Genomic DNA, 26,056 nt, shown 5'->3' with positions numbered 1-26,056 from the left:
CTATGCTTGCAGTTCTTTTGATTGGAGGTATGCCATAACGAGCTTCGCTGTGTTGTCGAGTGCTTCTTTATGTGTCCGTTCATGGGAATGGGAAGCATCGACACCAGGTCCAATCAGTCCATGCACGATATCGTATCCAGCACGAAGCGCCGCACTCGCATCCGAGCCGTAGTAAGGATAAATATCGACCTGATAGTTCAAACCGTTTGCTTCTGCCAGCTTGGTCAAATGTGTGCGCAATCCGTAATGGTACGGTCCAGAGGAATCCTTGGCACAAATGGAGACACAATATTCATCTGTCGTCTGTCCATCGCCGATCGCTCCCATATCCACAGCCAGATACTCCACGACATCGGCTGGGATGCTGGAATTGCCACCGTAGCCGATTTCTTCATTGTTGCTGATGAAAAAGTGTGTAGTGTACGGCAGCTTCTCCCCTGTTTCGCAGAGCGATTTCAGTACGCCAAGCAGGATGGCAACACTCGCTTTGTCGTCAATATGGCGTGACTTGATGAAGCCACTTTCAGTCACAGTCACCCGAGGATCAAACGAGACAAAATCGCCAACCGAAATACCGAGAGCCTGCACTTCCTGCTTGTTGGTCACTTTTTCATCCAGGCGCACTTCCATGTTTGTATCCGTCCGTTCTGCTTTGCCAGCTTCCCGACCGTATACATGAACAGAAGCCTTTGTAGACAAAATGGTACCAGTCACTAAGCGCCCGCTGCCTGTTTCCACCACGCAGTGTTCCCCTTCCACTGCATTGAATTCAAATCCGCCGATCAACGTCAGCTTCAAGCGGCCATTGCTCTTGATCTCCTTTACCATGGCACCCAATGTATCGACGTGGGCAGTGAGCAATCGAGCTTTTTGTGTGTTTTCTCCCGGAACGGTTGCAATCAAGGCTCCCTTGTTCGTGCGCACAAACTCAGCGCCCAGCTTTTCCAGCTCCTGCGCCACCCATGCCATCACTTTTTGGGTATTGCCAGATGGACTGGCGATTTTGGCTAATTGGCAAAAAGACTCCACTACATACTCTGTTGACACGCTCATCTTTCGTTCCTCCATTCGCGGACAGCGATCATTCGTCTTCCTAATTACTTTTTTAGTTCTTCTTTAATAAATTGGAGCACTTCCTGTACGTGTCCCTTTACTTTTACCTTTGGCCATGCTTTGGCGATCTTGCCTTCTTTATCAATGACAAACGTGGAGCGTTCGATCCCCATATACTCCCGTCCGTACATTTTCTTTAATACCCATACCCCATAGGCTTCGGCTACCTCGTGGTCAGGGTCCGCCAAGAGCGTAAACGGCAGCTCATGCTTGGCAATAAACTTATCATGTGATTTCACAGTATCCGGGCTGATTCCCAGGACGACTGTATCCAGTTCGGAAAACATAGGGTGGTAATCACGAAAATCGCATGCTTCCGTTGTGCAACCCGGTGTCATATCTTTTGGATAAAAATAAAGCACAACATTTTTTCCGTGAAACTGGGAAAGTGAGATCGTCTGATTATCATTCGCCTGCAAGGTAAACAGAGGCGCAGCTTGTCCGATTGCGGCCATGCTATCCCTTCTTTCGACAAAAGTCCTGGAATTTACTTGTCCCATTTTACCACAACCTGACAGTCACTTCATCTGTATACACGTTGCGCTTTCAATCAGAAAACGCTAGAATTAATTAAGAAAAATTAAAAAACCTCTATCGAGGAATGCACCAGTGAAGAGCGACCGTGTCGGATCATGGCCTGCTCGCTAATGAGCAACCTTGTTTTGGAGGAAGGTTTTACTGAAGTAATGCCGGGTGCGAACGCAAAAGGCACCTTGTTATGCGTTCCGGAACGTTTAAGTAACGTAGCACTCACATTGTGAAATACTTAAACATTCCTATACGAAAAAAATTTGGCCTAGTCAGTTGGATGGTGAGAAATGCATGAAAGAGTTTTTTGAGGTAACGGACCCCGAAGCACTAAAATCCCTTGCCATAGCCGAACGAGTTAAGATTTTGGAACTTTTCGAGGATTTGGAGCCACGGACAGCCAAACAAATCGCTACGGAACTGGGCGAAAACGCTGCTCGTCTTCACTATCATGTGAAGGAATTAGTACGCGTTGGTTTGTTGGAACAGGTAGATACTCGCGTAAAAGGTTCCATCGTTGAGAAATACTACGAGCCGGTTGCCAAGGTGATTCAAGTAAAGCTTCAACTCATGATTGAAGAAAATGCACAACAATTGAGCGACGTCATGTTTACCCCTTTCCGGACCACGGAAAAGGATCTCATGCGCACACTCAATCGTTTTGTAGCAAGCGATCGGGATGTACGTAAGGAGTACAAGCATACCTTCGCGTTCAACCTGACTGAATTTTATTTGAGCCAAGAAGAACGCAATCAACTGGTTGAAGAAATTAGTGAACTGCTTCACAAGTACAAAGGCCTTAAAAACGAAGAAGGACGCCGCAAGTTCAAGTTTTTTGACGTTCTTTTTCCATTGACTCCTGCTGATCCGACAGATGATCCAGAAGAACCATTTAACGATTCAGAAGAGTAATAAGTACACCCAAGAAAACCATCGAGTGAGATGGTTTTCTTTATTGTCATCCAATAGGAGGACTGCCCATGCGTACGATCTTGTTTGATTTTGACGGCACGGTTGCGGATACACTTCCTCTCATTTTTACTGCTTTTCGCTCTACCTTCCAGCATTATTTACAGGAGCATTACACCGATGAACAAATTGTCGCCCTCTTTGGCCCCACAGAGACCGAGATTTTGAAAAACAAGCTTCCGGATCACGAACACGATGCTGCCCTGACCTATTTTTTCGATGTGTACACGGGGGAGCATCAACGTGTGCAAAATCCAGATGGAATTGTTCGCATGCTTGAGGCTTTTCAAACTGCCGGCATCAAAATGGGCATCGTCACGGGAAAAGGGCGCAAAAGCGCAGATATTTCACTCTCTGCCTGGGGACTGGAGAAGTATTTCGACGTTGTCATTACAGGCGATGAAGTCACCCAGCCCAAGCCTCATCCAGAAGGGATTTTGGCAGCGCTGCAGCAACTAGGGACCACTCCAGAAGAGGCAATCTTTGTGGGAGACAGCGATGCTGATGTCGTGGCAGGTCGGGCCGCTGGCTTGCGAACGGTAGGAGTCGATTGGCTGCTCGTCTCACAAAAAGCGGGCAGCTTTGATCCAGCGCCTGACTTCCTGTTTACGGATGTCCAGGATTTTACGAAATGGGTGCTCGCTCACATCTAGTATCGCGTCAATAAAGAAAAGGGTGCGTTCTCACGAGCCTGAAGAACACACCCTTTCGTTTGACTAATACGCCCGTCCGAACCAGACAGTATGCTGCGCCTCTTTTCCACAACAGATGCAAGTCTGTTTCGTTACTGGCGGCTCAAACGGTATATTGCGGGTCGTAAACTTGGTTTCTTCCTTCACTTGTGCCTCACACTGATCATCCCCACACCAGCCTGCGAGCACCCAGCCGCTCGTCGTATTTTCGCTCTCGCTTTTGGCGATATGGGCCGACAATTGCTCCAGCGTATCCATATCCAGATGGGAGTTGGCATCTCGATAGGCCAACGCTTTCTGGAACATGTTTTGCTGAATCTCCTCCAGCAGTCCGATCACTGTCTGTGCAATTCCCTCCAGAGACACCGTTACTTTCTCCCCCGTATCTCTGCGGGCGAGGATGACTTGCCCGTTTTCCACATCGCGTGGGCCCAGTTCCAGACGCAGCGGTACTCCGCGCATTTCCCACTCGTTGAATTTCCAGCCTGGCGTTTCTTCGCGCAAATCAGCACGGACTCGCACGCCTGCGGCTTTGATTTCGTCAAAGAGCGGATCGAATGCCTCCATCACTTTTTCGCGCAGCTTCATCGGGCCAACCGGGATCATAATTACTTGTGTAGGAGCCATCCGCGGTGGCAGCGCCAGACCGCGATCATCACCATGGACCATGATCATGGAGCCAATCAGGCGAGTCGAGGATCCCCACGATGTCGTATGGACGTACTTGAATTGGTTGTCGCGATCCAAGAACTTGATCTCAAAGCCGCGCGCAAATTTATCCCCCAGATAGTGGGAGGTGCCTGCCTGCACGGCTTTTCCATCCTTCATCATCGCTTCGATCGAATAGGTGTCCACTGCACCCGCAAAACGTTCACTCGGTGTTTTTTGTCCCTTCCAGACCGGAATGGCCAGCTCCTGCTCGACGACCTCTCTGTAGATCTCCAGCATTTGCATCGTCTCTTGACGGGCTTCTTCTTCTGTTGCGTGAGCCGTATGACCTTCCTGCCATAGGAACTCCGATGTTCGGAGGAAAGGCATCGTCCGCTTTTCCCAGCGGAATACGTTTGCCCACTGATTGATCAGGATAGGGAGATCGCGGTAGCTTTGAATCCACTGGCTGTACATATGGCCGATAATCGTTTCCGACGTAGGGCGCAGCGCCAGCTTTTCCTCCAGCTGCTCTCCACCCGCTTCTGTCACCCATGGCAGCTCTGGATTGAAGCCTTCGATATGCTCTTTTTCTTTTTGGAAAAAAGACTCAGGAATCAACATCGGAAAATAGGCGTTCCGGTGGCCCGTTTCCTTGAAGCGCTTGTTCATCGCCTCCTGGATTCGTTCCCACAGCTCAAACCCGTCCGGCTTGAATACGATACAGCCGCGCACTGGTGTATAATCCATTAAATCCGCTTTCTTGATTGCGTCGATGTACCAGCGCGAAAAATCTTCAGCCTGTGGCGTAATCTCTTTTACAAATGCTTTTTCCTCTTTCATCGATATTCGCTCCTTTTTTGGCTTTGCCCGGACTTTTTGAATTCTCTTTTGGAAATGCAAAAATCCCCCATCCCACAATAGGGACGGAGGATCAACATCCGCGGTACCACCCTGATTGACTGAAACACAAAACGTTCAGTCCGCTCAAAAGTCCCGATAACGGTGGGGCATCCGGCATGGCTCTTCGCCAGCAGCTTGGGGGTGGGGTGCAGGTATGCCTGTGTATCAGCCTTCCAGACTAGAGCTGACTCTCTGTGACCAGGGGATAGCTGCGGGTCCTTTCATTGCCTTTATTTTTACGTAAGTCTTATTTAAATAGATATGTTAACAAGTCACGCAGCTCTTGTCAATTTGTGGCACGTACAGCGATTCGTGAGCCGAGCTTGACGTAGATCGGATAAGCAACCAAAGAAATGACAGCACCCTTGAAAATGTTAAACGGCACGATACCTACCAAGACGAGTGACCAGATGCTTGTCGCGTTGAACATTTGGAGCAGTTGCTCAATCGGCATTTGATACAGGACAGCGTAAGCAGGCAGCAAAACGTAAGCATTGGCGATTGCCATCACGATTGTAATCAAGAGCGTGCCGAGTGCAAGACCTGTCAGGAAACCTTTTTTCCCCAGGCCCAATCGCTGCATATAAATCGCTGGCAGGATAAAGCTGGCTCCCGCGATTACATTGGCAAGCTCACCGATTAAAAGGCCATCTGTATTTTTAAAGAGCAGGTGCAGCGTATTTTTCAATACCTCAATGATGATGCCTGCTATAGGACCGTACATGAGTCCCCCGATCAAGGCTGGCAGCGTACTGAAGTCCAGCTTCAAAAAACTGGGCGTCAGCGGAATCGGAACCTCCAAGTATTGCAAAATAAAGGCAACCGCAGCCAGCATCGGAATCGTCACCAGCCGTTGGGTTGAGCGCGAGCGTGAAGTATGCAGCGCTGTTTCTTTCATGTGTACCATCTCCTCAGCTTATTCTCCTTCTTGAGGAATGGCAACAGCAATCGTGATCCACACGTCCTGACGCTTTGCAAACGAACAAAAAACCCTGAGGAGACGTCGTCCTCAGGGCTAATGCAGGCGTATGACAAAAGCACGCGCAAAAATGGGTACAAGAAACAATAGGGCGGTTTTTTCAAACCCAAAGTACCCCTGCGTCCCATCCCGTTTGCACAGGCAAACAAGCACGTGTGTAAAACGTACTGTCGTCATCCTTCTCCCATCCAGACTGTACTGTCGGCTCTGGAATCGCACCAGATCCTGCACTCCGTCGCTACTTACAAGCTCGGGAGGCTCGCGGGCTTAACACGCACAAGGCATGATCACCGCCGGTCGGGAATTTCACCCTGCCCCGAAGGAATGTGTAGTTGTATAAAGCATATTATACTGCTGTTTTTTGATTTGACAATAGTGGAAAGTGGCAAAACGACACTTTCAACACGTTTTTCCGATGTTTTTAGTCGGAATAATAGTTGCCTTGACCAAAAAGAAATAGACCGCCCTTGAGTTGACAGCTCTGCGGTCTATTTCACATCCAGTATTGAGCCGCCACCTTGTGAGAAGCGACTATTGTACAGACCGTTCCGGTTGCAGCCGGGCGGTCTTTTTTTGTTACATGCCTACCTTACTCTTAAAATGCTTCCCTATATAAGGTATGCCCTACAGGGGTGCCTTGATTCTCGTCCCTATGACCCCGCTCCCCTGTACTTCGTGACACCCCAGTTCCAAACTAACAAACCGATCCCAAAAAAGATGACGGCCATCAGTGGCGTAAGTGCCGCGTACGTATACCAAACTTCTTTGCGCAAAAAGTAAGCTGCCGGATAGACACCGACAAATGCAAATGGCAGTACGTAAGTGAGTACAAAGCGAATGACCTTGTTGTACACATCCACCGGATAGCGCCCGTATTGCTGAATGTTGTAAATCATCGGGGCAATCCCTGTGCGCGAGTCGGAGAAAAAGCTGACGGCCGCGATCGCTGTGTACACTCCCCCATAGATCAGGGCACCACTAATGACAAGCCCAATAAAAATGAGCGGGTCGTACCAGTAAAAGGACAGCTTGAGCGAAATGGCCGCGTAGCCCATAATGATCAACCCTGTGATAACACCAAAGATACGGTCGGGAGCAATGGATTCCAGACAGACCTGAGCCAAGTTGTGAATCGGTCTGGTCAGGATGCGGTCCATCTCCCCGCGGATGATGTAGCGCTCGTTGAAGTCCCAGAAGCCAAAGAACATCGAGAATAGCGCATACGGAACCAGAAAGAATCCGTAGATGAAGATGATTTCGTCGCGCGTCCACTCCTTCATCATCGGAACATGTGTAAACACAACGATAATAAACACCAGATTGATCAGCTCAGAAATCAGATTAGAAACCAGATCGCCGAGGAAATCGGCCCGGTAGGCGAGCCTTGTCTTAAAATACTGACTCAGGTAGTCTGCGAAAATGCCGATGATATGCTTGATGTTTTGCATGATCTACCCTCCTTGCACGACCAGCTTGCTTTTGGCTCTGCGCCAGAGAAGCAAGATGGGAACCAGAATCACGACCATCCAGATCACCTGAAATCCGATCAGCTCCCACGCCCGGGAAGGAGTGATCGCCCCTGTAAAGATCAAGCTGGGGTAGTAGTTAATCGCCTGAAACGGTAAAAAGCCCATAACAGTCTGTGCCCATCCCGGAAAAAAGCTGATCGGCAGCACGAGACCGGACATCAGGTCGACGACGACCCGCTTCGCCCGCATCATGCCGTCATTGCGGAACAGGAAAAAAGTGAACAAACCCGTCAACAGGTTCACCTGCGTGTTGATCAAAAAGGCAAACATCAGGCTTATGAGATACAAGCCCCATCCCGTCGCAGTAGCCGGGAAGGTGAACGGTATAATCAGGCTAATGAGGAAGATCCCTGGTCCGGCGAAAAACAGAAACCGGAAAATCCCTTCCCCGAATGCCTGCGCTGTTTTCACGGAAAGATAATTATAGGGTCGGATCATTTCGATCGCGACCTTGCCCTCTCGCACGTCTTGGGCAATTTCCGTGTCGATATTGTTGAAATAAAAAGCCCGAGACATCCAGGCAATCGCCACATAAGAGGTCATCTGCTCAACTGACAGACCGCCTAGCTGCTGCTGCCCGCCGTAGATGGCTCCCCATAAAAAGTAGTACGCTCCGATATTGATCGCGTAGATGATGATGCCGCTATAGTAGTTCACCCGGTAAGCCAGCATGGTCAAAAAGCGCATGCGAATCAGTTCCATGTACAGCTTACGCATGGCTTGCTACCTCGCTGTCTGTCGAGTAAATATTGCGTACAATGTCCTCCGTGCTCGTTTCCAGAATTTTGACGTCACTGACTTCAAAAGTAGACATGACGGTGGACAAGACAAACGGCATCATTTCCTGGCTGCGCGCCACTTTTACACTGAGAGCGTAATCGTTGACCTGCTCGATCTGACAGGGCATATCCCCCAAAGCCCGGCGCAGATCCTCTGCCGATGTGCGCTTTTTCATCTGGAACGATACTTCTGTGCCATTGCCCCACTTTTCTTTCAGGTCATTTAGCAGACCGTCAAAAATCAGCTTGCCTTTGTCCATGACCAGCACGCGCTTGCATAGCGCTTCGATATCCGAGACATCATGGGTGGTCAACAGGATTGTCATATGTTCCGTCTCGTTTAGATTGCGCAAAAACTCACGGATTTTTTGCTTAACCAGTACGTCCAGTCCGACAGTCGGCTCATCGAGGAACAATAGGCGCGGCTTGTGAATCAAAGAGGCAGCGACCTCGCAGCGCATCCGCTGCCCCAGGCTTAGCTTGCGTACTGGCTGACTGACAAACGGTGTGATTTCCAGCTCTTCAATCAAGCGGTTCAGCCACTTCTCTCCCTCTGTTTCATCAACCTTGTAGACGCTTTTGAGCAGACGGAACGACTCCAGCGGGGACAAATCCCACCAAAGCTGCGAGCGCTGTCCGAAGACGACGCCAATCGAGCGTACATATTCCTCCCGTTGTTTGAAAGGAACGTAGCCATTGATCACGATCTCGCCATCACTCGGGGTCAGAATCCCCGTCAGCATCTTGATCGTCGTCGATTTGCCTGCACCGTTTTCCCCGATAAGTGCAAACATCTCGCCTTCTTCTACGGTAAAGGTAAGATCGTTCACCGCTTTTACTGTTTTGTATTCACGGCTGAACAAATCACGAAAAGCACCACCAAGGCCTGATCTGGCTTGATGAATGCGGAACTCCTTTTGCAAATGATTTACTTGAATCATGGAAAACCGTCCTTTTTGAACATCATCTTATATCTTCGTTGACAACACCTGTTAGTGTATATGAGCTCACGGAATTGTGCAAAAGGCAAACTGCACCAAACTGTTACTCCAAATACAGTACAATTCCGGTCTTGTCGTCTGATTTTTTGAAGCGGACAAAAGCGGTGCATTCGGGATCACTGTTTTCTAGCGTCAAGAGGTCGTCTGTATAGCGCTGCAATCCTTTGTGGACGATCGGCAAAACTGTTTCCGCCCAATTTGGCTCGACTCCGCCACAGGGACGCGGAAGGAAAAGTCCATCGGTCAATAGCACCAGCGCCTTTATTTCGATACGGTTTATCCGCCCATACTCGATAAAGTCCCGACAGGCAGCGTCGCCATTCAATACGCCGTAACCCCCTGGCGCATTTGCCTGATAGCGATTATGAATCAAAATATCCATGCATTGCCCAAGCAGCTCGGTGCGCGTCTGCAAGCCTTGGGCGATCCCTTCCTCCCACTTGGCAAAAGCCGTGCTCTCTAAATGGCTGACCTGTGGATACGTCAAAGGACGTACCGTATCGTCTGCATAAACAGCAAAAATCATACAGTCACCGGTCTGGGCGTATTCCAAATGCGCATCTCCTACCCGAACCACAGCACATGCTGCTCCCCACAAAGCTTCCTTTTTTGTCAGGTCGATCTGACTCTTACTCATGCGATCGCGCAGCCGTTCATTTGCCATGACGAGGGCGTCCTGCAGCCCCACTTCATCCGACAATTCTTCCAGATGACGCCGGACGAGCTCAGCTGCAATGGCTCCACCTGTCTGTCCCGCTTCGTCTTCATACGGGACGAGAGAAGATACACCATCTACAACGGCAAAAACACGCTTGGCCTGATGAATGACATAGGCATCCTCGTTGATATTGCTGCTCCCTTTGATCGAAAGGCATTCGAGTTTCATAGTGGACAACCGCCTTCTATGTGTTGTGATTTGCCCAAAAATTGTATCATTTTTCCTTTTATTGATCTATAGTTCTCCGTCCATACCCACCCGTCCATTTGCTGTGGTAAGATAATGAAGGACTTTTTTGACAAGAAAAGAGGGATTACGCATGAAACGTGAACGATCCGCGCAGCTGCACGAACAAGCCATGGACGTGATTCTAGGTGGGGTAAACAGCCCTTCCAGATCCTTCAAGGCTGTAGGCGGGGGTGCCCCAGTAACGATGGAGCGTGCCAGTGGCGCGTACTTCTGGGACGTGGACGGGAATCAATATATTGACTATCTAGCAGCGTACGGGCCAATCATCACAGGTCACGCTCACCCGCACGTAACCAAAGTGATTTGCGAAGCTGCGGCCAATGGTACGCTATACGGTACGCCAACACCATGGGAAGTCACCTTCGCAGGCATGATTCGCGATGCCATTCCTTCCATGGAGCGCATCCGCTTTAACAACTCTGGCACAGAAGCAGTCATGACCTGCATCCGTGTAGCCCGAGCGTACACAGGTCGTGTAAAAATCATCAAATTCGCCGGCTGCTACCACGGCCATTCTGATTTGGTGCTGGTGGCAGCTGGCTCTGGCCCTTCCACATTGGGCATTCCAGACAGTGCCGGCATCCCGCAAAGCATTGCGAGTGAAGTAATCACTGTTCCTTTTAACAATAAAGAAGCATTCGCCGAGGCGATAAGCAAGTGGGGTAACGAAACCGCATGCGTACTCGTCGAGCCGATTGTCGGCAACTTCGGCATTGTGACGCCAGAGCCTGGTTTCCTGGAGGAAGTGAATCGACTGACTCATGAAGCAGGTGCACTAGTTGTGTACGACGAAGTGATCACAGCCTTCCGCTTTTGCTATGGCGGGGCACAAAACCTGCTCGGCGTTGAGCCGGACCTGACAGCTCTGGGAAAAATCATTGGGGGCGGTCTACCGATCGGAGCATACGGCGGTCGCCAGGAAATCATGGAACAGGTAGCGCCACTCGGCCCAGCGTACCAAGCGGGAACCATGGCTGGCAATCCTGCCTCCATTCGTGCCGGCATCGCTTGCCTGGAAGTACTGAAGCAGCCTGGTGTATACGACGAATTCGAGCGTCTCGGTGCAATGCTAGAAAATGGCATTCGCCATGCGGCAAGTACACATGGCGTTACGATCCAGCTCAACCGTGTCAAAGGCGCAATGGCTGTTTATTTCACGGACGAGCCTGTACACGATTACGATGCTGCGCAAAAAGCCGACGGAGAGATTTTTGCCCGCTTCTTTCGCCTCTTGCTCGATGAGGGTATTTGCCTTGCTCCATCTAAATACGAAGCTTGGTTCATCACGACAGCTCATACGGAAGAAGATATTCAGAAAACGATTGCTGCGGTAGACCGGGCTTTTGCAAAGCTGAACGCATAACCTGGGGGTAGTTGAGGTACAATAGGGAGCCAACTATTGCCACTTTCATGAGCTCCTCTTTCGGGAAATACTAACGGATGTTTCGTATATTCTGAAGGAGGAGATCTGGTGTCAAAAGGTGAAAAGACCTACCCGCAAGCTCCTGAAAAAACATTGGATTCCAAGATGAACAGCAAAATGTTAGAGGTAACCGGATTCCAAAAACCTCGGAAGACCGAACACCACAAAACGCAAAATCACGACCGGTAGACACCTAAAATAGACACATTCCACCATTTCCCATGGAGAATGTGTCTATTTTTTGACGTTGGCATGTCTGGATTCTTATCGACAAAAAAACTTTTCTTAACAGTAAAACGCTTACATTCCGATTTGGCCCTTTTCGCTTTATTGCGCTGAGCGAATGTTCATGATATTCTAAACAACACAATATTATTAGAAGTTTCAGAATTGTTTATAGGAGGTGGATGGTCAGTCGCTACTGACCGAAAATCATGCTGAACAGAGACCAAAAAGAAACCATCGAACAATTTCACGATTATCATCGAATGGAACATGACAGCTGTGGGATTATTTGTATTATCGAAAAACAAGGCTTGCCTACTCGAAAAAATATAGATGAGACCATTCGCTCATTGATTCAAATGGAGCATCGCTCTGGCTTTATCGACGGCGAAGGGGACGGCTGTGGGATCTTGACCGACATTCCCCGCGCTCTCTGGTCGAGATATTTGCATCAGGCAGGACTGGACGGAGATTTTGCTCATGATCCTCGCTTTGCCGTAGCTCATGTGTTTGTACCGCGCGGCGGCCATGATGCGAAAAGCGTGCAGGAAGAAATCCGCTCCCTGTTCACAAACGATCAGCTCACTATTTTGCTTGAACGGGAAAATGCTGTAAACTCGGACGTGCTCGGTCGAAACGGCAAGAGAGATGAGCCAATATTCTGGCAAATCGCCATCGCCGCTACAGAAGGCTTGACCGAGGCCAATTATAGCAAACAACTGTTTGAGATTCATACTGCAATCGAGTCCGCGCACAATGTCCACGTGGCTTCACTCAGTCCCGTAAGCAGTGCCTACAAGGTCATGGGTGCTGCAAACATTTTGCCTACGTACTTTCTCGATCTGGCGGATGAACAGTTCCTCTCCTCCGTAACCGTCGGCCACAATCGTTACTCGACCAATACTCTGTCCAATTTCTTTCGCGTCCAGCCGTTTTCCTTGCTCGGCCACAACGGAGAGATCAATACGATCAGCAAACTGGAAGAAGAAGCGCAAATGCTCGGCGTTCCACTCGTTAATGGCGGCAGTGACTCGCAAAATATGAACCGAACCATTGAGACGTTCATACACCGTTATGGACTGAGCTTGTTTGAAGCGATGGAAGTCGTCTTTCCTCCGATTCATCACGAAATGAAGCTGCTTCCCGCTCACCTGCAGGATCTATACGTTTACCTGCGCCAAGCTTGGGGCCATTTTGCCCAAGGGCCTGCCGGGATCGTTTCCCGCTATTCCAACGAATGCGTATTTAGTGTGGATGCTCTCGGCTTGCGTCCGCTCTGGATGGTGGAAGGTCCTGCCTCGCTGTACTTCTCTTCTGAGCAGGGAGTCATCCCCGTTCATCAAATGGCAAGTGAACCTAAATCGCTTGCTCCTGGCGAAAAAGTGGGCGTTGTCCTGCATCCTGGAAAAAATGTGGAGGTAATAGCGCACCACCAGCTCCAGCAAATCATTTACGAGCGCTTTTCGCAAAAAATCGAGAGCGCGGGCTCACGTCAGCATCTTCACTACCTCTACGAATCAGATGTTCTTACGACAGAACCGGAAATCGCCGCTCCTACCTCATCCGTGTACAGCGCATTTGGCTGGGATCGCGAGCAGGTGCAGTTGATCGAACAGATGGCATCCAATGGGGTGGAGCCGATTCGTTCACTCGGTCACGACGGTCCGCTCGGTGCTCTTTCCAAGGAACGTCAAAACCTGGCTGATTTCATGAAGGAAAGCGTTGCAGTCGTAACAAACCCTGCGATTGACCGCGACCGGGAGATGGAGCATTTCTCCACTCGTGTCGTCATCGGTTCGCGCGTTCCGCTTTCCTCCAAATCGGGAAGCTATCAGCGCTTGGAGCTGCCTTCACCGCTGCTCGTCGAAGGGCAGGCCTTGCAAAGAACCGCTGCAGAGCAAAGGACGCTTTCACTGGAGCAAGTGATTCATTACTTCAACAACCACCCTACCAGCATTTCAATTTTATCTACGCATTTCACAGCGGATACAGGCTATGCGCAAGGATTGAAGCAGCTTACGCAAGCGGCTGTTCAAGCGGTCAAAAACGGTGCAGTGGTGCTCATTCTCGACGATACAGACGCACATCAGCAAGAAAAATACTGGATGGATCCGCTGCTCGTAATCGCTACCGTCGATCAGGCTCTAAAGGCTTCGTTTGACACAGAAGGGATCAGCCTGCGCCGCAGGGCCAGCCTGATTCTACGTTCCGGGGCGATCCGCTCCCTGCATGATTTGTCGCTTTCGATCGGCTCCGGCGCTGATGCCGTTTCGCCATACTTGATGTTCGCGACAGCGGCTGCCAAAGATGGAGATGCCTCTGCCAGCAACTTGTACAGTGCTTTGAACAAAGGATTGGAAAAAGTCATCTCGACTATCGGCATCCATGAGCTGCGTGGCTACGGCCGTCTCTTCTCTGCAATCGGTCTGCGCCAAGAAGTAGCAGAAGCGCTTGGCATCGTCAACTTCTGTGGCTCCAGTGAGGCGGGTCTGTCTTTTGCCGATCTAGAGGAAGACAGCATTCGCCGCTATCACGATTTCACCAGTGAAACAGCACGCGAGTCCAAAACGTTCCATATTTTCCCTAGGCTATGGAAGCTAATCGGGCAAATGGCCGCCGGTGATATTCCGTACTCCGACTACGCCCTGAAGCTGGATGAAAACGAACGGGAAAATCCGATCGCCATCCGTCACGTAGCCGACTTTGATTTTGAACAGGCAAAAGAACAAGTAGATCCTGAGCTGGTAGATATCAGTGTAGGAGATCATTCCTTGCCATTCTTGATTTCGTCCATGTCTTTCGGATCGCAGAATGAAACGGCCTTCCGGGCTTATCCAGAAGCGGCTGACCAGCTCAACATGATTTGCATGAACGGCGAAGGCGGCGAGATCAAGGATATGCTCGGTCGCTACCGAAATACACGCGGCATCCAGGTCGCATCTGGTCGCTTTGGGATCAACGTGGAGCTGGCAAACGCCGCTTACTTGCTGGAAATCAAAATCGGGCAAGGGGCAAAGCCAGGTGAAGGTGGTCATCTGCCTGGCTCCAAAGTAACTGCCAAAATCGCAGCAGCCCGTAATGCAACGATCGGCTCTGACCTGATCTCGCCATCCAACAACCACGATATTTACTCGATCGAAGACTTGGCTCAGATGATTACCGAGCTGAAAACAGCCAATGATAAGGCAAAAATCTGCGTCAAAGTGCCGATTGTACCAAACATCGGGACAATTGCCGTCGGAGTAGCCAAGGCGGGTGCTGATTATATCACGCTCTCCGGCTTCGATGGCGGAACTGGCGCTGCCCGCGTCCATGCGCTTCAGCACGTAGGCTTGCCTGCCGAGATCGGGGTCAAAGCAGCTCACAACGCGCTGCTGGAAGCAGGATTGCGTGATCAGGTGGAGCTGTGGGCTGATGGTGGCGTAAAGAGTGCGGCAGACGTCGTCAAGCTGATGCTGCTCGGCGCCAACCGGATCGGCTTTGCGACACTCGCGATGATTGCTGTAGGCTGCACCACCTGCCGCGGCTGTCATCTGGATACTTGTCACGTAGGGATCGCCACTCAAATCGACAATGTGGAGGAAGCACACGAAAAGGGTCTGCGCCGTTTCGTACCGCGTCAAGGTGATCTCGCTGTTTCCGGTCTCAAAACGTTCTTTACCCTGTTTGGCGAAGAAGTGCGCCGGATCACCGCTGCTCTCGGCTTTACCCGTGCACAGGATCTGGTCGGACGCTCTGACCTTCTCGTACAAAAGCGCCTATTGGACAAAATCGACCTGACCGCTCTTCTGGCGGTGCATCCGCTCTACCAAGCAGCGACTAGCACCGTGGTTGACGAAGCAGAGGAACGCGTCCTCGTAGCCGCAGGTGCTCACGCCAGCGAAACAGCCAGCCGTTATTTTAGCGCAGATCGTCCCATTCAGGAGACATTCACCAGCATCCTCTCGGGAGAGCGAGTACTCGGCAGCCGCTGGGCTGGAGCACGCGTAGAAAATCATTTGGATGGCAGCTACACGTCGTTGCCAGAAGTATCGCTCAACTTTGTCGCAGGTAGTGTACCAGGTAACGGTTTGGCTGCTTACAACGTTCAAGGCGTCAATATCCGTGTCGAAGGTGGCGCACAGGATGGCGTCGGCAAAACGAGCTTCGGCGGTCGTGTCTCCATACTGAAAGCAAAAGGGTTGCAAGGCGTTTATGTCAATGGCTCTGTCGGCAAAAGCTTCTGCTATGGTGCACAAAAAGGATTGTTTGTCGTACAAGGCAATGCCGATTCCCGGGCCTGCATCCGCCTCTCTGGAGCTGATATTGTCTTTGGCGGAGAGATCACGCAGCCAATCCAGGACGAACTGGGCGGTATCGGTTCCCGCGCTAATCTAAAAGGCTTTGCCTTTGAATACATGACAAACGGACGCGCCGTTGTTCTGGGCGACCCGGGCCCATGGATTTGCGCAGGAATGACCGGGGGCGTCGTCTACGTCAAGCTGAACCCGGAAATGGGATTTGATCAGGCTGCATTGGAGCGCCGTATCGCCAAAGGAGCCAAGGTCTTCCTCTACGGCCTGGATGGGCAAGGTGTCGACGATGTGCAGGAGCTGCTCGGCGCCTATAAGGAAGAACTGCTCGCAACCGAGCAATACGAAACAGCTGGTCGTGTGCAAAAATGGATCGACGAAGCAGCATCCCACTTCGTGATGATTTCGCCGAAGAAAGAGCAAGCAGATCCGTCAGTATCTACTGAATAAGCGCTTGAAACATCTTCTTCTACTGCTCCTCCCTTTTATTGGGGGGAGTTCTTTTTTCACACATATAAGCGTTTATTAATATTGTCAAGATTGGTCAGAGATTGTACAATAAATATGAAACTGCCATGATGCTTATTCGTATATATGGATATGGGACACACTGAATAGAAATTGCTTTTATGCTTTTGTAATAGAGAAAAAAGGAGTGAGCTTTCGATGTTTCTTTTTCACCCCATGGATTTTCTGATTTTCATCGCATTCGGACTGTCGCTCTGGGCGCAATTTCGCGTCAAAGGAACCTTTAAAAAGTTTGAAGATGTTCCTACTTCCTCCGGTCTCACCGGTGCAGAAGCAGCAAGACGGATGCTGGATGCAAATGGCTTGACCAGCGTGCCGGTAGAACACATCCCAGGCACACTGACTGACCACTATGATCCGATGTCACGCGTCGTTCGCCTGTCCGATCCTGTTTACTTCGGCAACTCTATTGCCTCTCTGTCTGTTGCCTGTCACGAAGTCGGTCATGCGATCCAACACAAGGTTTCCTACCCAATGCTGGTTGCGCGTCATCGCATTTTTCCAGTAGTCAATCTCGTTTCTGGTGTGGCTCCATTACTGCTTTTGGCTGGTTTCTTTTTCAAAATGACGGGTCTTCTGCTGCTGGGGATTATTTTCTTCTCTGGAGCCGTTGCCTTCCAGTTGATCACACTGCCTGTAGAATTCAACGCTAGCAGCCGTGCCAAAGAACTGATGGTCAAAATGGGCTTCATCCGCAATAGCGAGGAAGGTGGCGCGAGCAAGGTACTCGGTGCCGCTGCCCTGACTTATGTCGCTGCTGCGCTGATCTCTGTTCTGGAGCTGGCGAAATACGTAATGATCTTCAGAAGCTCTGACGACTAATGATATGGATACAAAAAGGTACAGCTTTCTTCATCGAAGCTGTACCTTTCTTGTTTCCTCTATACTTTACACAACATTTGCTTCAGCTCTTCGGTCAGCATCGGGAGCACTTCGAACAAATCACCGACGATCCCATAGTCAGCTACTTGGAAGATCGGCGCTTCCGGATCCTTGTTGATCGCCACGATAACTTTGGAGTTGGACATGCCCGCCAAATGCTGAATGGCGCCTGAAATGCCTGCGGCGATGTATAAATCCGGTGTAACTACCTTGCCCGTCTGCCCGATCTGCAAAGAATAATCGCAGTAACCGGCGTCGCAAGCCCCGCGCGAAGCACCTACAGCTCCCCCTAGTACGTCCGCCAGCTCCTGCAGAGGTGCGAAGCCCTCTGCCGTTTTGACTCCACGCCCACCCGAAATGATGACTTTCGCTTCCGTCAAATCTACCTTTCCGGACGTTTTACGAACTACCTCGCGGATGATTGTTCGCAGCTCCTTGATATCGGCGGAAAATTCGATCTTTACAGCTGTCGAAACGCCTGTATCGCGAATCGGTATATTGTTAGGGCGAATCGTGGCAAAAGGAATTCCCTCCACCATTCTTTTTTGTTCAAATGCTTTCCCTGAATAGATCGGACGCGTGAAAAGCACTTCACCATCGACAAGCTTGATATCCGTCACATCGGACACCAATCCAAGGCCCAGCCGCGCTGCGATTCTGGGAGCCAAATCCTTGCCCAATGCGGTATGCGGCATCAGGATGGCATCCGCTTTGACGCTATCAATCACCTGCAAAAGCGCTTGCGAGTATGCTTCTGTCGTGTAGTTGTCCAGCTCCCGATTATTCACAGTGACCACACGATGCGCACCGTATTGTCCCAGCACTTCTACATACTTAGCGCTTTCGCTGCCGAACAGGACTGCAGTAATTTCTCCCCCATCCGTCAATCGTTCGGCTGCTGCCAGGATCTCCAGAGAAACGTTACGCAAACTGCCGTCTCTTGTTTCTGCTACTGTCAGTATGTTTCTCACCATCTCGTTTTCCCCCTATAGGACGTTAGCCTCGGTCCGCAGTAAGTTTGCCAATTCCTGTACTTGTTGCTCCACAGCTCCTGCCAAGACACGACCTGCCTCTTTTTTCGGTAACAAAAAGGTTTCCACCACTGCCGTTCTTGGCCGCAGATGCTCTTTTTCTATGGAGAGGTCATCAAGTGTCAAGCGTTCCAACGGCTTTTTCTTTGCTTTCATGATGTTGGGCAAGGAAGGATAGCGCGGTTCATTCAATCCTTGTTGAGCCGTAACAACGACTGGCAAAGGTACCTCGATCGTTTCACTATCGCCTTCCACATCCCGTACTGCCACGGCTCGATCATTTTCTATGCTTAGCTTGGTGATTGTCGTCACCTGCGAGATCTGCAGCAGATCAGCCAGACGCGGACCTATCTGGCCGGAGCCATTGTCGATAGAGAGATTTCCGCCCAGGATGATATCGTACTCCCGCTCTCTCAGCACTTCTGCCAAAATAAGAGCTGTACTGTACTCGTCTGTTGCCAGACCTTCATCGTCTACGAGCACTGCCTTGTCAGCCCCCATCGCGAGCGCTGTACGCAAAGCGGCTTCCGCCCTGTCCGGCCCCACTGAAATGACCGTAATTTCTCCACCATGCGCCTCTCGCAACTGGATGGCTTCCTCAATCGCATACTCATCATAGGGATTGACGATATACTCCACACTGTTTTCCGCGATCGCACCCGACTCGATGACGATCTTCTCTTCCGTATCAAATGTCTGTTTGAGCAAAACGATCAGATTCATTGTTCTCTCTCGCCCTCTTTGTTATTGCTTCATTTCTCTATCTAGCGTGTATTTTTAATCTTTCGCAGATGAGGTCACCCATCTCTTCTGTAGTGGCTTTCCCTCCGAGATCGGGGGTCACGACCTTGCCTTCCTCCAATACATCCTCTACTGCCTGCATGACAGCCTCTGCCAATCTGGCTTCGCCCAAATGCTCCAGCATCATGCTCGCGCACCAGATAGCCGCTACCGGGTTAGCAATCCCTTTTCCTGCGATATCTGGCGCAGATCCATGCACTGGCTCAAACATGGACGGGTAGTTCTTTTCCGGATTGATATTGGCTGAAGGAGCAATCCCCATTCCTCCAACGATAGCTGCTCCCAGATCGGTCAAAATGTCCCCGAACAAATTGGAGGCGACCACGACATCAAACGTATCCGGCTTGGAAACGAAGTAAGCGCAGAGGGCATCGATGTGAACCGTACTCGTCTCGATCTCGGGATACTCTTTGTTTATTTTTTGCACGTATTCATCCCAGAACGGCATGGTGTGATTAATCCCGTTCGACTTGGTCGCAGCGGTCAGCCGCTTACGCTTGCTCTTTTCCTGTGCCAGCCGATACGCATAGCGGAGCACCTTTTCCACGCCCTGCCTTGTAAATACGCTGTTTTGAATCGCCATGTCCTGATCCGTGCCCTCGTACATGCGACCGCCGATACTCGAATATTCACCCTCATTATTTTCTCGAATGACGATGAAATCGAGATCCTCGCGAGTCCGTTCAGCCAATGGTGATTTGAGTCCGCGCAACAGCTTGACCGGTCGGATGTTGATGTACTGCTGGAAGGATCGGCGAATCGGCAATAACAGCCCCCACAGCGAGACGTGATCCGGAACACCTGGATACCCTACCGCACCGAGATAAATGGAATCAAAGTTTTTCAGTATTTCAAGCCCGTTATCAGGCATCATTTTCCCATGCTTCGCGTAATACTCGCAGCTCCATTCAAAGCTCTCGTAATCGAGTGAAACACCGCCGTCCAGCTCGCAGACAGCATCCAGTACTTTTTTTCCTTCGCGTATTACGTCTACACCAATCCCATCGCCTGGAATCAGAGCAATCGAATAATGTCTCATGGCTCGCACCTCCTATTGGTTGATCGAATCGAGTACATCTGGGTTACCGATAAATTCCGGTCTCTCCCCGTTAAGCACACGCAGGACGTTTTTGGCTACGGTCGTCGCCATGATGTAGTTGCACTCCACTGTGGTTCCGCCCACATGCGGTGTGACGATGACATTGGGCAGTGACAGGAGAGGCAGATCTGGCTGTGGCGGTTCAGGCTCGAATACATCCAGCCCTGCCCCAGCGATTTCTCCATTTTTCAGCGCTTCATATAGATCCTCTTGGTTCACTACACCGCCGCGGGCCGTATTAATAAGATAGGCGGTCGGCTTCATCAATGAGAAGTGGTGACGGTTGATTACCCCTCTGGTCTGTTTCTGCAGCGGAATATGCAGGCTGACAAAATCAGACTCGGAGAAGACCCGGTCCAGGTCGGTTGTTATCTCAAGACCCAGTTCTTCTGCGAGTCCATGCTTGTTTTTGTCGTATTCTCTCACCCAGACGATGACGTCCATGGCGAGTCCCAGCTTGACGCGCCGTGCCACTTCTTTAGCGATGCTGCCAAAGCCTACGATCCCTACTCGCTTGCCCTTTAGCTCGTACGTCTTCAACTCGGTACGGGAGGCGTAGTTGCCCTGACTCATCTCTTTATGAAACGGCAGGAGTGATTTCCCCAGTGCCATAATCAAGGTGACAGCGTGCTCAGCCGTTGAAATAGCATTGACGGATGGAGCGTGCAGGACGGGGATGCGCTTTTCGGTTGCATAAGCGACATCAATGTTATCCAGACCGACTCCTGCGCCGGAGATGACCTTCACCCGTGCTGCCGCATCAATGATTTCCCGGGTGATCTTGGCAGGAGCCCGCAGGACAATTCCATCCACATCACGCACAAGCTCGCGCAAATGCTCCTCATCGACTCGATCGGTACGAATCACTTCTGCGCCTTCATGCAAGATTTCTTCCCCCGCCTCGTGGTACATGGATAAAATTTGTAGAACTTTAGGTCTAGTCATCTGGTCAACCCCACCCTTTATACGCGTAAGTTCTCAAAGATCGTTGTTGTTCCTTGACCGCCTCCGATGCATAGTGTCACCAGACCGTACCGACCGCCCCGCCGTTCCAGCTCGTTCATCAGCTTGGTTACGAGAATCGCGCCCGTACCGCCCAACGGATGACCTAATGCGATCGCGCCGCCATTTACATTGAGCTTTTTCTGATCAATGCACAGCTCCTTGACACACGCCAGCGCCTGAGCAGCAAACGCCTCGTTTAATTCGATCAAATCGATATCGTCTAGTGTAAGCCCTGCCTGCTTCAGTGCCTTTCGTGTCGATGGTGCGGGACCGATGCCCATGATTTCCGGGGAAACGCCGGCCGATGCTTGTGCTATGATACGCATCCGTGGTTTCAGCCCGCGTCTTATTGCTTCATCTTCCGCCATCACGAGCAAGGCAGATGCACCGTCATTACGGCCGCTGGAGTTACCCGCCGTCACCGTGCCCGCTTGTTTAAAGACAGGCTTCAGCTCCGCCAGTTTATCAAACGAAGTGAGCCGCGGATGTTCGTCCTGCATAAAGAGGATGGTTTCTTTCTTCTTTTTCAACTCATAGGGTACAATCTCACTCTCAAACTTGCCTGCGGAAATGGCTGCAGCCGCCTTCTCCTGACTAGCCAAAGCAAACTCGTCCTGCTCCTCGCGGCTAATTTCGTATTTTACCGCCAAGTTTTCTGCGGTCAATCCCATAGTCAGATGACCGTATACTTCCATTGGTTGCGCGCGCGGCTGGCTTTCCGTATTCGAGTCTACCAGCTCAGCGTTCCCCGCTTCGTAGCCGTAACGTGCTTTGCGTAAATAGTATGGAGCTGTGCTCATGCTTTCAGCGCCACCCGCCAGCACTACATCAGAGAGACCGGACATGATCTCCTGTGCCGCGCTGTTGATCGCCTGCAGCCCCGATGCGCATTGACGGTGAACCGTATAGCCTGGCACACTGATCGGCAGGCCCGCCCTGAGCGCTGCCAATCGAGCGACATTCGGATTGTCTGAGCTTTGCTTGGTGTGACCCCAGATTACCTGATCGATCGCCTCTTTCTCCAATCCTGTCCGTTTCACTACCTCACCCATCACTTTTGCCGCCAGAAATTCAACCTCAACGTCTTTTAACGCGCCGCCCATCCGCCCTATCGCGGTACGTACGCCATCAACGATCACTACATTGCGCATCCACAATCCCTCCCATTATTTTTGTTAAAAAAACCTCTATCGAGGCCTGCTCGCCGAAGAACGACCGCGTTTTAGTGGAAAGTTTTTATGCGCTCCAGAATTCATAAGCGCTCTCGCTTATAAATTCCTATACGTTAAGAAAATTCCCGCTTTAATTCTGCGGCAATGATATTCTTTTGGATTTGGGTCGTTCCCTCATAAATTTTCGTGATGCGAGCATCGCGGTAGAATCGCTCAATCGGATAATCCCGCATGTAGCCGATGCCTCCGTGAATTTGTACAGCCAGATCAGCCACGCGATTGTATACTTCAGAGCCGTACAGCTTTGCCATCGCCGCCTCTTTGACCACACGCATTTCTTTGTCTCCCATCCAGGCCACACGATAGGTCATGGCACGCAATACCTCAATTTCCATCGCCATATCGCTGAGCATATGCTGCACTGCTTGCTGTTCAAAAATCGGCTTACCAAACTGAACCCGCTGGAGCGCATAATCCATGCTCATCTCAAGCAGCTTCTGGCAAGATCCCAAGTTCCGGGCTGCCAATCCGGCGCGGCCATTCGCCAATATTTTCAGTGCGTTGACGTATCCACTGCCCTCGGCGCCCAGAACATTTTCCTCCGGCACTTCCATGTCCTCGAAAAACAGCTCGGCTGAATGCGAACCGCGCAGCCCCATCTTGCGCTCTACTGCCCCTAACTTGAAGCCTGGGAAGTTCTTTTCCACGATAAAGGAGGTGATTCCTTTGGCCCCTTTTGTCGGATCCGTTACAGCCATTACCGTGAAAATGTTGCCGCAAACGGCATTGGTGATGTAATGCTTCGAGCCGTTGATGATATAGCGATCACCTTTTTTCACCGCAGTCGTTTTCAAGTTGGCGGCATTAGAGCCAGCGCTCGGCTCCGTCAGGGCAAACGCCCCGATCCATTCGCCACTCGCCATTTTCGGCAAGTATTTCTGCTTTTGCTCCGCTGTCCCGAGCTCAACAATCCCGACGCTACCGATTCCGGTATGGGCACCGATCAGCGTAGTGTAGCCATTGTGGGTTTTGCCCAATTCCTCGTAGATGGCGCATTTGCCGACCATGTCCAGCCCAAGACCGCCGTACTCTTCCGGGATGCTCAAGCCGAACAACCCCATCTCTTTGGAAAGCCGGGCGATATGATTCGGAATTTCATCTGTCTCTTCAATTTCCATAGCAACCTTCTCTACTTCATTCAGAACAAAATCTCTAACTGCCTTGCGCAATAGTTCAATGTCTTCGGAAAAAGTAAAATCCATGTCGGATCGCTCCTATCGTGTTATTTTCCTTGAAATTCAGGTGTGCGTTTGTCCAAAAACGCCTGTGTGCCTTCCAGCTTGTCTTCGGTCCCCATTAAAATGGTTTGCGCCAGCTTTTCTAGGAACAGTGCCGTACCCATATCGATATCTGCCCCCTTATTCACAACTGCTTTTGCCAACCGAACTGCCAAAGGTCCCTTTGCCGCTATTTTCTTGGCGTATTCTCTTGCTTGTGGCAGCAGCTCTTCTGGCGATACGGCTTTGCTGATCAGACCAATCCGCTCTGCTTTTTCGGCAGTGAGCACATCCCCTGTCAAAATCAGCTCCATCGCTCTGCCTTTGCCGATAATCCGGCAAAGTCGCTGCGTTCCACCTGCGCCTGGTATAATCGCCAAATTCAACTCGGGCAGACCCATTTTTGCCTGTTCGGAAGCGATGCGTATATCGCAGGCCAGGGCAAGCTCAAAGCCTCCACCCAGCGCGAAGCCATTAATTGCTGCAATCGTTGGCTTTTCGAATTCCTCTATGATTAGGTAGGTTGCCGTCATATTGGGCATCAGCGCTTCTGTCATCGTCCGCTTTTGAAGCTGGGCGATATCTGCTCCTGCCGCAAACGACTTTTCACCAGCACCCGTGAAAATGACTGCCCGCACCTCTTCGTCGTATCGCCACTCGGCGAGCGCATTCTCTATCTCTCCCAGTGTGAACAGGTCTAGCGCATTTCGCACCTCGGGACGGTTGATCACAATCAGACCGATGCCCTCTTCCTTTTGTGCCACAATGTTTTGAAAGCCCATCTCCATGCCTCCTTTGCCAATTACGCGAATCCAGCCGGTTTAACGTCCTTTAATACACCATCGTTTTCAAATCTTTTGCCAGCTCAAACCGTGCTCCCGTAGTCTGTCGAATGTCCTCTAATGTGCTGCCCTCTGCGATTTCCGTCAAAAACATCCGGCCATCTTCCACGACGAAAACGCCCTTTTCGGTCACGATCATTTCCGCGCAGCGAATCCCGCTCGTCGGGTAGGTGAGCTCTTGCACCAGCTTGGGCTGACCATCCTTGGATACATGCGTGATCGCAATAATAATCCGCTTTGCCCCAGGCACGAGATCCATCGCTCCGCCAACTCCGAGAATGTCTTCTCCTGGCACCGCCCAGTTTGCTATCTCCCCACGTTCGCTGATCTGAAGCGCTCCGAGCACTGCGACATCCACATGTCCGCCGCGAATCATTACAAAGGAGTCAGCACTGGAGAATAGCGAAGCACCGGGTCCCAGCGTAACGGGATGCTTACTGGCACTGATGAGATCCATATCGATTTCATCCGGTGGCGGTGTCGGACCCATGCCCAGCAAGCCATTTTCCGATTGCAAAAATACATGTTGGTCCGTCCGTAAATAATCAGGAATCAAGGTGGGAATACCTACCCCCAAATTCACTACCGTACCTGCTTGCAGCTCTTGGGCAATCCGTTTGGCAATCCGCACGCGATCAGGATGACTTTTCATTTGGCGTACTCACCCCCAACTTTGCGATAACGACTGGAAACGATGATATCGACGTAGTTGTGTGGCGTCACAATCGACTCTGCATCCAGCTCGCCTACCTCTACCACCTCATCCACCTCGGCAATGACCAAATCAGCCGCTGTCGCCATCATCGGGTTAAAATTGCGCGCGGTCCGCGAGTAGACGAGATTCCCCATCTTGTCCGCCTTCCACGCCTTGATCAGAGCGACCCGTGCCCGAATACCCTCGATCAAAATGTACCGCTCGCCCCGAAAAACTCGTTCTTCTTTACCGTCCGCCAGTTGTGTTCCGACGCCCGTCTTGATGTAAAATCCAGCAATCCCGGCGCCGCCCGCCCGCACTGCCTCTGCCAAGGTTCCCTGTGGAATCAGCTCAATTTCCAGCTCTCCATTTTTCCACGCCTTGACGGCATCCCGGTTGGAGGTGAAGTACGAGCCCACTGCTTTTTTCAAGTGCCCTGAGAGCAATAGCTTGCCTAGCCCTTTTCCCGGCTCGCCCAAATTATTGCTGATCACTGTAAGATTTCGCGCCTTGTCTTGTACGGCTATTGCGTCAATGAGTGTGAAGGGAGAACCGCATAAACCAAAACCTCCAACGAGTAACGAGTCTCCGTCCTCGATCAAAGCTACGGCTTCTTCAACTGTCCTCCACTTTTTCACCTCTGTTTCCATGCTCATCACGCTAACCTCCCTTCCTGC

The 26,056-nt window shown here is 50.9% G+C and carries 23 protein-coding genes and 1 riboswitch; of the genes, 6 read left to right on the top strand and 17 right to left on the bottom strand.

The window, feature by feature from the left end; translation table 11 throughout:
* Window positions 1-1,053 carry a M42 family metallopeptidase gene (locus tag ACIFQN_RS25590; protein ID WP_429835858.1) on the bottom strand — a complete coding sequence of 351 codons (1,053 nt, stop codon included), beginning with the start codon at window positions 1,051-1,053 and terminating at the stop codon, window positions 1-3.
* Between the two features lie 44 nt (window positions 1,054-1,097).
* Window positions 1,098-1,568 carry a thioredoxin-dependent thiol peroxidase gene (gene bcp / locus ACIFQN_RS25585; protein ID WP_429835857.1) on the bottom strand — a complete coding sequence of 157 codons (471 nt, stop codon included), beginning with the start codon at window positions 1,566-1,568 and terminating at the stop codon, window positions 1,098-1,100.
* Window positions 1,569-1,935: 367 nt separating this feature from the next.
* On the opposite strand from bcp, the gene ACIFQN_RS25580 reads away from it, so the two are divergent.
* Window positions 1,936-2,553, top strand: coding sequence for a helix-turn-helix domain-containing protein (locus tag ACIFQN_RS25580; protein ID WP_429835856.1), 618 nt, complete (start codon window positions 1,936-1,938; stop codon window positions 2,551-2,553).
* A gap of 68 nt (window positions 2,554-2,621) precedes the next feature.
* Window positions 2,622-3,263: an HAD family hydrolase gene (locus tag ACIFQN_RS25575; protein WP_429835855.1), complete on the top strand. Its 642-nt coding sequence runs from the start codon at window positions 2,622-2,624 to the stop codon at window positions 3,261-3,263.
* Window positions 3,264-3,326: 63 nt separating this feature from the next.
* Here the strand turns inward: ACIFQN_RS25575 and proS are convergent, their stop codons facing one another.
* From proS to ACIFQN_RS25545, 6 genes are all read right to left on the bottom strand, one after another.
* Window positions 3,327-4,793: a proline--tRNA ligase gene (proS, locus tag ACIFQN_RS25570; RefSeq protein WP_429835854.1), complete on the bottom strand. Its 1,467-nt coding sequence runs from the start codon at window positions 4,791-4,793 to the stop codon at window positions 3,327-3,329.
* Window positions 4,794-5,139: 346 nt separating this feature from the next.
* Window positions 5,140-5,751, bottom strand: a complete 612-nt coding sequence (locus ACIFQN_RS25565; RefSeq protein WP_429835853.1) for an ECF transporter S component — start codon at window positions 5,749-5,751, stop codon at window positions 5,140-5,142.
* A gap of 253 nt (window positions 5,752-6,004) precedes the next feature.
* A riboswitch (FMN riboswitch) is annotated at window positions 6,005-6,160 on the bottom strand.
* Window positions 6,161-6,482: 322 nt separating this feature from the next.
* The gene (locus tag ACIFQN_RS25560; RefSeq protein WP_429835852.1) at window positions 6,483-7,280 is read right to left on the bottom strand and encodes an ABC transporter permease; all 798 of its coding nucleotides are present in this window, start codon (window positions 7,278-7,280) and stop codon (window positions 6,483-6,485) included.
* Window positions 7,281-7,283: 3 nt separating this feature from the next.
* Entirely contained in the window at window positions 7,284-8,078 is a 795-nt protein-coding gene (locus ACIFQN_RS25555; RefSeq protein ID WP_429835851.1) for an ABC transporter permease, read from the bottom strand.
* A complete protein-coding gene (locus ACIFQN_RS25550; protein WP_429835849.1) occupies window positions 8,071-9,081 on the bottom strand; it encodes an ABC transporter ATP-binding protein in 1,011 nt (336 codons plus the stop codon). The genes ACIFQN_RS25555 and ACIFQN_RS25550 overlap by 8 nt, the downstream gene beginning before the upstream one ends.
* Window positions 9,082-9,184: 103 nt before the next feature.
* Window positions 9,185-10,027 carry a protein phosphatase 2C domain-containing protein gene (locus tag ACIFQN_RS25545; RefSeq protein WP_429835848.1) on the bottom strand — a complete coding sequence of 281 codons (843 nt, stop codon included), beginning with the start codon at window positions 10,025-10,027 and terminating at the stop codon, window positions 9,185-9,187.
* 151 nt (window positions 10,028-10,178) lie between these two features.
* Between ACIFQN_RS25545 and ACIFQN_RS25540 the strand changes: the two genes are divergently transcribed.
* The 4 genes from ACIFQN_RS25540 (at window position 10,179) to ACIFQN_RS25525 (ending at window position 17,398) form a co-directional block, all read left to right on the top strand.
* The gene (locus ACIFQN_RS25540) at window positions 10,179-11,471 is read left to right on the top strand and encodes a glutamate-1-semialdehyde 2,1-aminomutase (protein WP_429835847.1); all 1,293 of its coding nucleotides are present in this window, start codon (window positions 10,179-10,181) and stop codon (window positions 11,469-11,471) included.
* Between the two features lie 108 nt (window positions 11,472-11,579).
* Window positions 11,580-11,720 carry a hypothetical protein gene (locus ACIFQN_RS25535; RefSeq protein ID WP_429835846.1) on the top strand — a complete coding sequence of 47 codons (141 nt, stop codon included), beginning with the start codon at window positions 11,580-11,582 and terminating at the stop codon, window positions 11,718-11,720.
* Window positions 11,721-11,965: 245 nt separating this feature from the next.
* Window positions 11,966-16,498 (top strand): glutamate synthase-related protein, encoded by a 4,533-nt coding sequence (locus ACIFQN_RS25530; protein ID WP_429835845.1) that lies wholly within the window; start codon window positions 11,966-11,968, stop codon window positions 16,496-16,498.
* Between the two features lie 216 nt (window positions 16,499-16,714).
* A complete protein-coding gene (locus tag ACIFQN_RS25525; protein ID WP_429835844.1) occupies window positions 16,715-17,398 on the top strand; it encodes a zinc metallopeptidase in 684 nt (227 codons plus the stop codon).
* Window positions 17,399-17,457: 59 nt separating this feature from the next.
* Here ACIFQN_RS25525 and ACIFQN_RS25520 read toward each other — a convergent pair whose 3' ends face one another.
* From ACIFQN_RS25520 to ACIFQN_RS25480, 9 genes are all read right to left on the bottom strand, one after another.
* Window positions 17,458-18,432: an electron transfer flavoprotein subunit alpha/FixB family protein gene (locus tag ACIFQN_RS25520; protein WP_429835842.1), complete on the bottom strand. Its 975-nt coding sequence runs from the start codon at window positions 18,430-18,432 to the stop codon at window positions 17,458-17,460.
* Window positions 18,433-18,444: 12 nt separating this feature from the next.
* Window positions 18,445-19,212 carry an electron transfer flavoprotein subunit beta/FixA family protein gene (locus tag ACIFQN_RS25515; protein WP_429835841.1) on the bottom strand — a complete coding sequence of 256 codons (768 nt, stop codon included), beginning with the start codon at window positions 19,210-19,212 and terminating at the stop codon, window positions 18,445-18,447.
* A 37-nt stretch (window positions 19,213-19,249) separates the two neighbouring features.
* Window positions 19,250-20,329: a tartrate dehydrogenase gene (locus ACIFQN_RS25510; protein ID WP_429835840.1), complete on the bottom strand. Its 1,080-nt coding sequence runs from the start codon at window positions 20,327-20,329 to the stop codon at window positions 19,250-19,252.
* Window positions 20,330-20,341: 12 nt separating this feature from the next.
* Window positions 20,342-21,334: a hydroxyacid dehydrogenase gene (locus ACIFQN_RS25505; RefSeq protein ID WP_429835839.1), complete on the bottom strand. Its 993-nt coding sequence runs from the start codon at window positions 21,332-21,334 to the stop codon at window positions 20,342-20,344.
* 17 nt (window positions 21,335-21,351) lie between these two features.
* Window positions 21,352-22,545 carry a thiolase family protein gene (locus tag ACIFQN_RS25500; protein WP_429835838.1) on the bottom strand — a complete coding sequence of 398 codons (1,194 nt, stop codon included), beginning with the start codon at window positions 22,543-22,545 and terminating at the stop codon, window positions 21,352-21,354.
* A 134-nt stretch (window positions 22,546-22,679) separates the two neighbouring features.
* Window positions 22,680-23,828: an acyl-CoA dehydrogenase family protein gene (locus tag ACIFQN_RS25495; RefSeq protein ID WP_429835837.1), complete on the bottom strand. Its 1,149-nt coding sequence runs from the start codon at window positions 23,826-23,828 to the stop codon at window positions 22,680-22,682.
* 20 nt (window positions 23,829-23,848) lie between these two features.
* Window positions 23,849-24,625: an enoyl-CoA hydratase/isomerase family protein gene (locus tag ACIFQN_RS25490; protein WP_429835836.1), complete on the bottom strand. Its 777-nt coding sequence runs from the start codon at window positions 24,623-24,625 to the stop codon at window positions 23,849-23,851.
* A 49-nt stretch (window positions 24,626-24,674) separates the two neighbouring features.
* Window positions 24,675-25,337, bottom strand: a complete 663-nt coding sequence (locus ACIFQN_RS25485) for a 3-oxoacid CoA-transferase subunit B (RefSeq protein WP_429835835.1) — start codon at window positions 25,335-25,337, stop codon at window positions 24,675-24,677.
* Window positions 25,334-26,035: a CoA transferase subunit A gene (locus ACIFQN_RS25480; protein ID WP_429835834.1), complete on the bottom strand. Its 702-nt coding sequence runs from the start codon at window positions 26,033-26,035 to the stop codon at window positions 25,334-25,336. The genes ACIFQN_RS25485 and ACIFQN_RS25480 overlap by 4 nt, the downstream gene beginning before the upstream one ends.
* Window positions 26,036-26,056: the final 21 nt, after the last annotated feature.

This window comes from Brevibacillus sp. NRS-1366, from assembly GCF_050467985.1.
Note: the sequence above shows the minus strand (reverse complement) of the source record. Positions and strands in the feature narration are given on the sequence as shown.

Bases quoted from the DNA above. Each gene is read 5' to 3' on its own strand.
- ACIFQN_RS25590 (WP_429835858.1), bottom strand. From the start codon at position 1,053: ATGAGCGTGTCAACAGAGTATGTAGTGGAGTCTTTTTGCCAATTAGCC.
- bcp (WP_429835857.1), bottom strand. From the start codon at position 1,568: ATGGCCGCAATCGGACAAGCTGCGCCTCTGTTTACCTTGCAGGCGAAT.
- ACIFQN_RS25580 (WP_429835856.1), top strand. From the start codon at position 1,936: ATGAAAGAGTTTTTTGAGGTAACGGACCCCGAAGCACTAAAATCCCTT.
- ACIFQN_RS25575 (WP_429835855.1), top strand. From the start codon at position 2,622: ATGCGTACGATCTTGTTTGATTTTGACGGCACGGTTGCGGATACACTT.
- proS (WP_429835854.1), bottom strand. From the start codon at position 4,793: ATGAAAGAGGAAAAAGCATTTGTAAAAGAGATTACGCCACAGGCTGAA.
- ACIFQN_RS25565 (WP_429835853.1), bottom strand. From the start codon at position 5,751: ATGAAAGAAACAGCGCTGCATACTTCACGCTCGCGCTCAACCCAACGG.
- ACIFQN_RS25560 (WP_429835852.1), bottom strand. From the start codon at position 7,280: ATGCAAAACATCAAGCATATCATCGGCATTTTCGCAGACTACCTGAGT.
- ACIFQN_RS25555 (WP_429835851.1), bottom strand. From the start codon at position 8,078: ATGCGTAAGCTGTACATGGAACTGATTCGCATGCGCTTTTTGACCATG.
- ACIFQN_RS25550 (WP_429835849.1), bottom strand. From the start codon at position 9,081: ATGATTCAAGTAAATCATTTGCAAAAGGAGTTCCGCATTCATCAAGCC.
- ACIFQN_RS25545 (WP_429835848.1), bottom strand. From the start codon at position 10,027: ATGAAACTCGAATGCCTTTCGATCAAAGGGAGCAGCAATATCAACGAG.
- ACIFQN_RS25540 (WP_429835847.1), top strand. From the start codon at position 10,179: ATGAAACGTGAACGATCCGCGCAGCTGCACGAACAAGCCATGGACGTG.
- ACIFQN_RS25530 (WP_429835845.1), top strand. From the start codon at position 11,966: ATGCTGAACAGAGACCAAAAAGAAACCATCGAACAATTTCACGATTAT.
- ACIFQN_RS25525 (WP_429835844.1), top strand. From the start codon at position 16,715: ATGTTTCTTTTTCACCCCATGGATTTTCTGATTTTCATCGCATTCGGA.
- ACIFQN_RS25520 (WP_429835842.1), bottom strand. From the start codon at position 18,432: ATGGTGAGAAACATACTGACAGTAGCAGAAACAAGAGACGGCAGTTTG.
- ACIFQN_RS25515 (WP_429835841.1), bottom strand. From the start codon at position 19,212: ATGAATCTGATCGTTTTGCTCAAACAGACATTTGATACGGAAGAGAAG.
- ACIFQN_RS25510 (WP_429835840.1), bottom strand. From the start codon at position 20,329: ATGAGACATTATTCGATTGCTCTGATTCCAGGCGATGGGATTGGTGTA.
- ACIFQN_RS25505 (WP_429835839.1), bottom strand. From the start codon at position 21,334: ATGACTAGACCTAAAGTTCTACAAATTTTATCCATGTACCACGAGGCG.
- ACIFQN_RS25500 (WP_429835838.1), bottom strand. From the start codon at position 22,545: ATGCGCAATGTAGTGATCGTTGATGGCGTACGTACCGCGATAGGGCGG.
- ACIFQN_RS25495 (WP_429835837.1), bottom strand. From the start codon at position 23,828: ATGGATTTTACTTTTTCCGAAGACATTGAACTATTGCGCAAGGCAGTT.
- ACIFQN_RS25490 (WP_429835836.1), bottom strand. From the start codon at position 24,625: ATGGGCTTTCAAAACATTGTGGCACAAAAGGAAGAGGGCATCGGTCTG.
- ACIFQN_RS25485 (WP_429835835.1), bottom strand. From the start codon at position 25,337: ATGAAAAGTCATCCTGATCGCGTGCGGATTGCCAAACGGATTGCCCAA.
- ACIFQN_RS25480 (WP_429835834.1), bottom strand. From the start codon at position 26,035: ATGAGCATGGAAACAGAGGTGAAAAAGTGGAGGACAGTTGAAGAAGCC.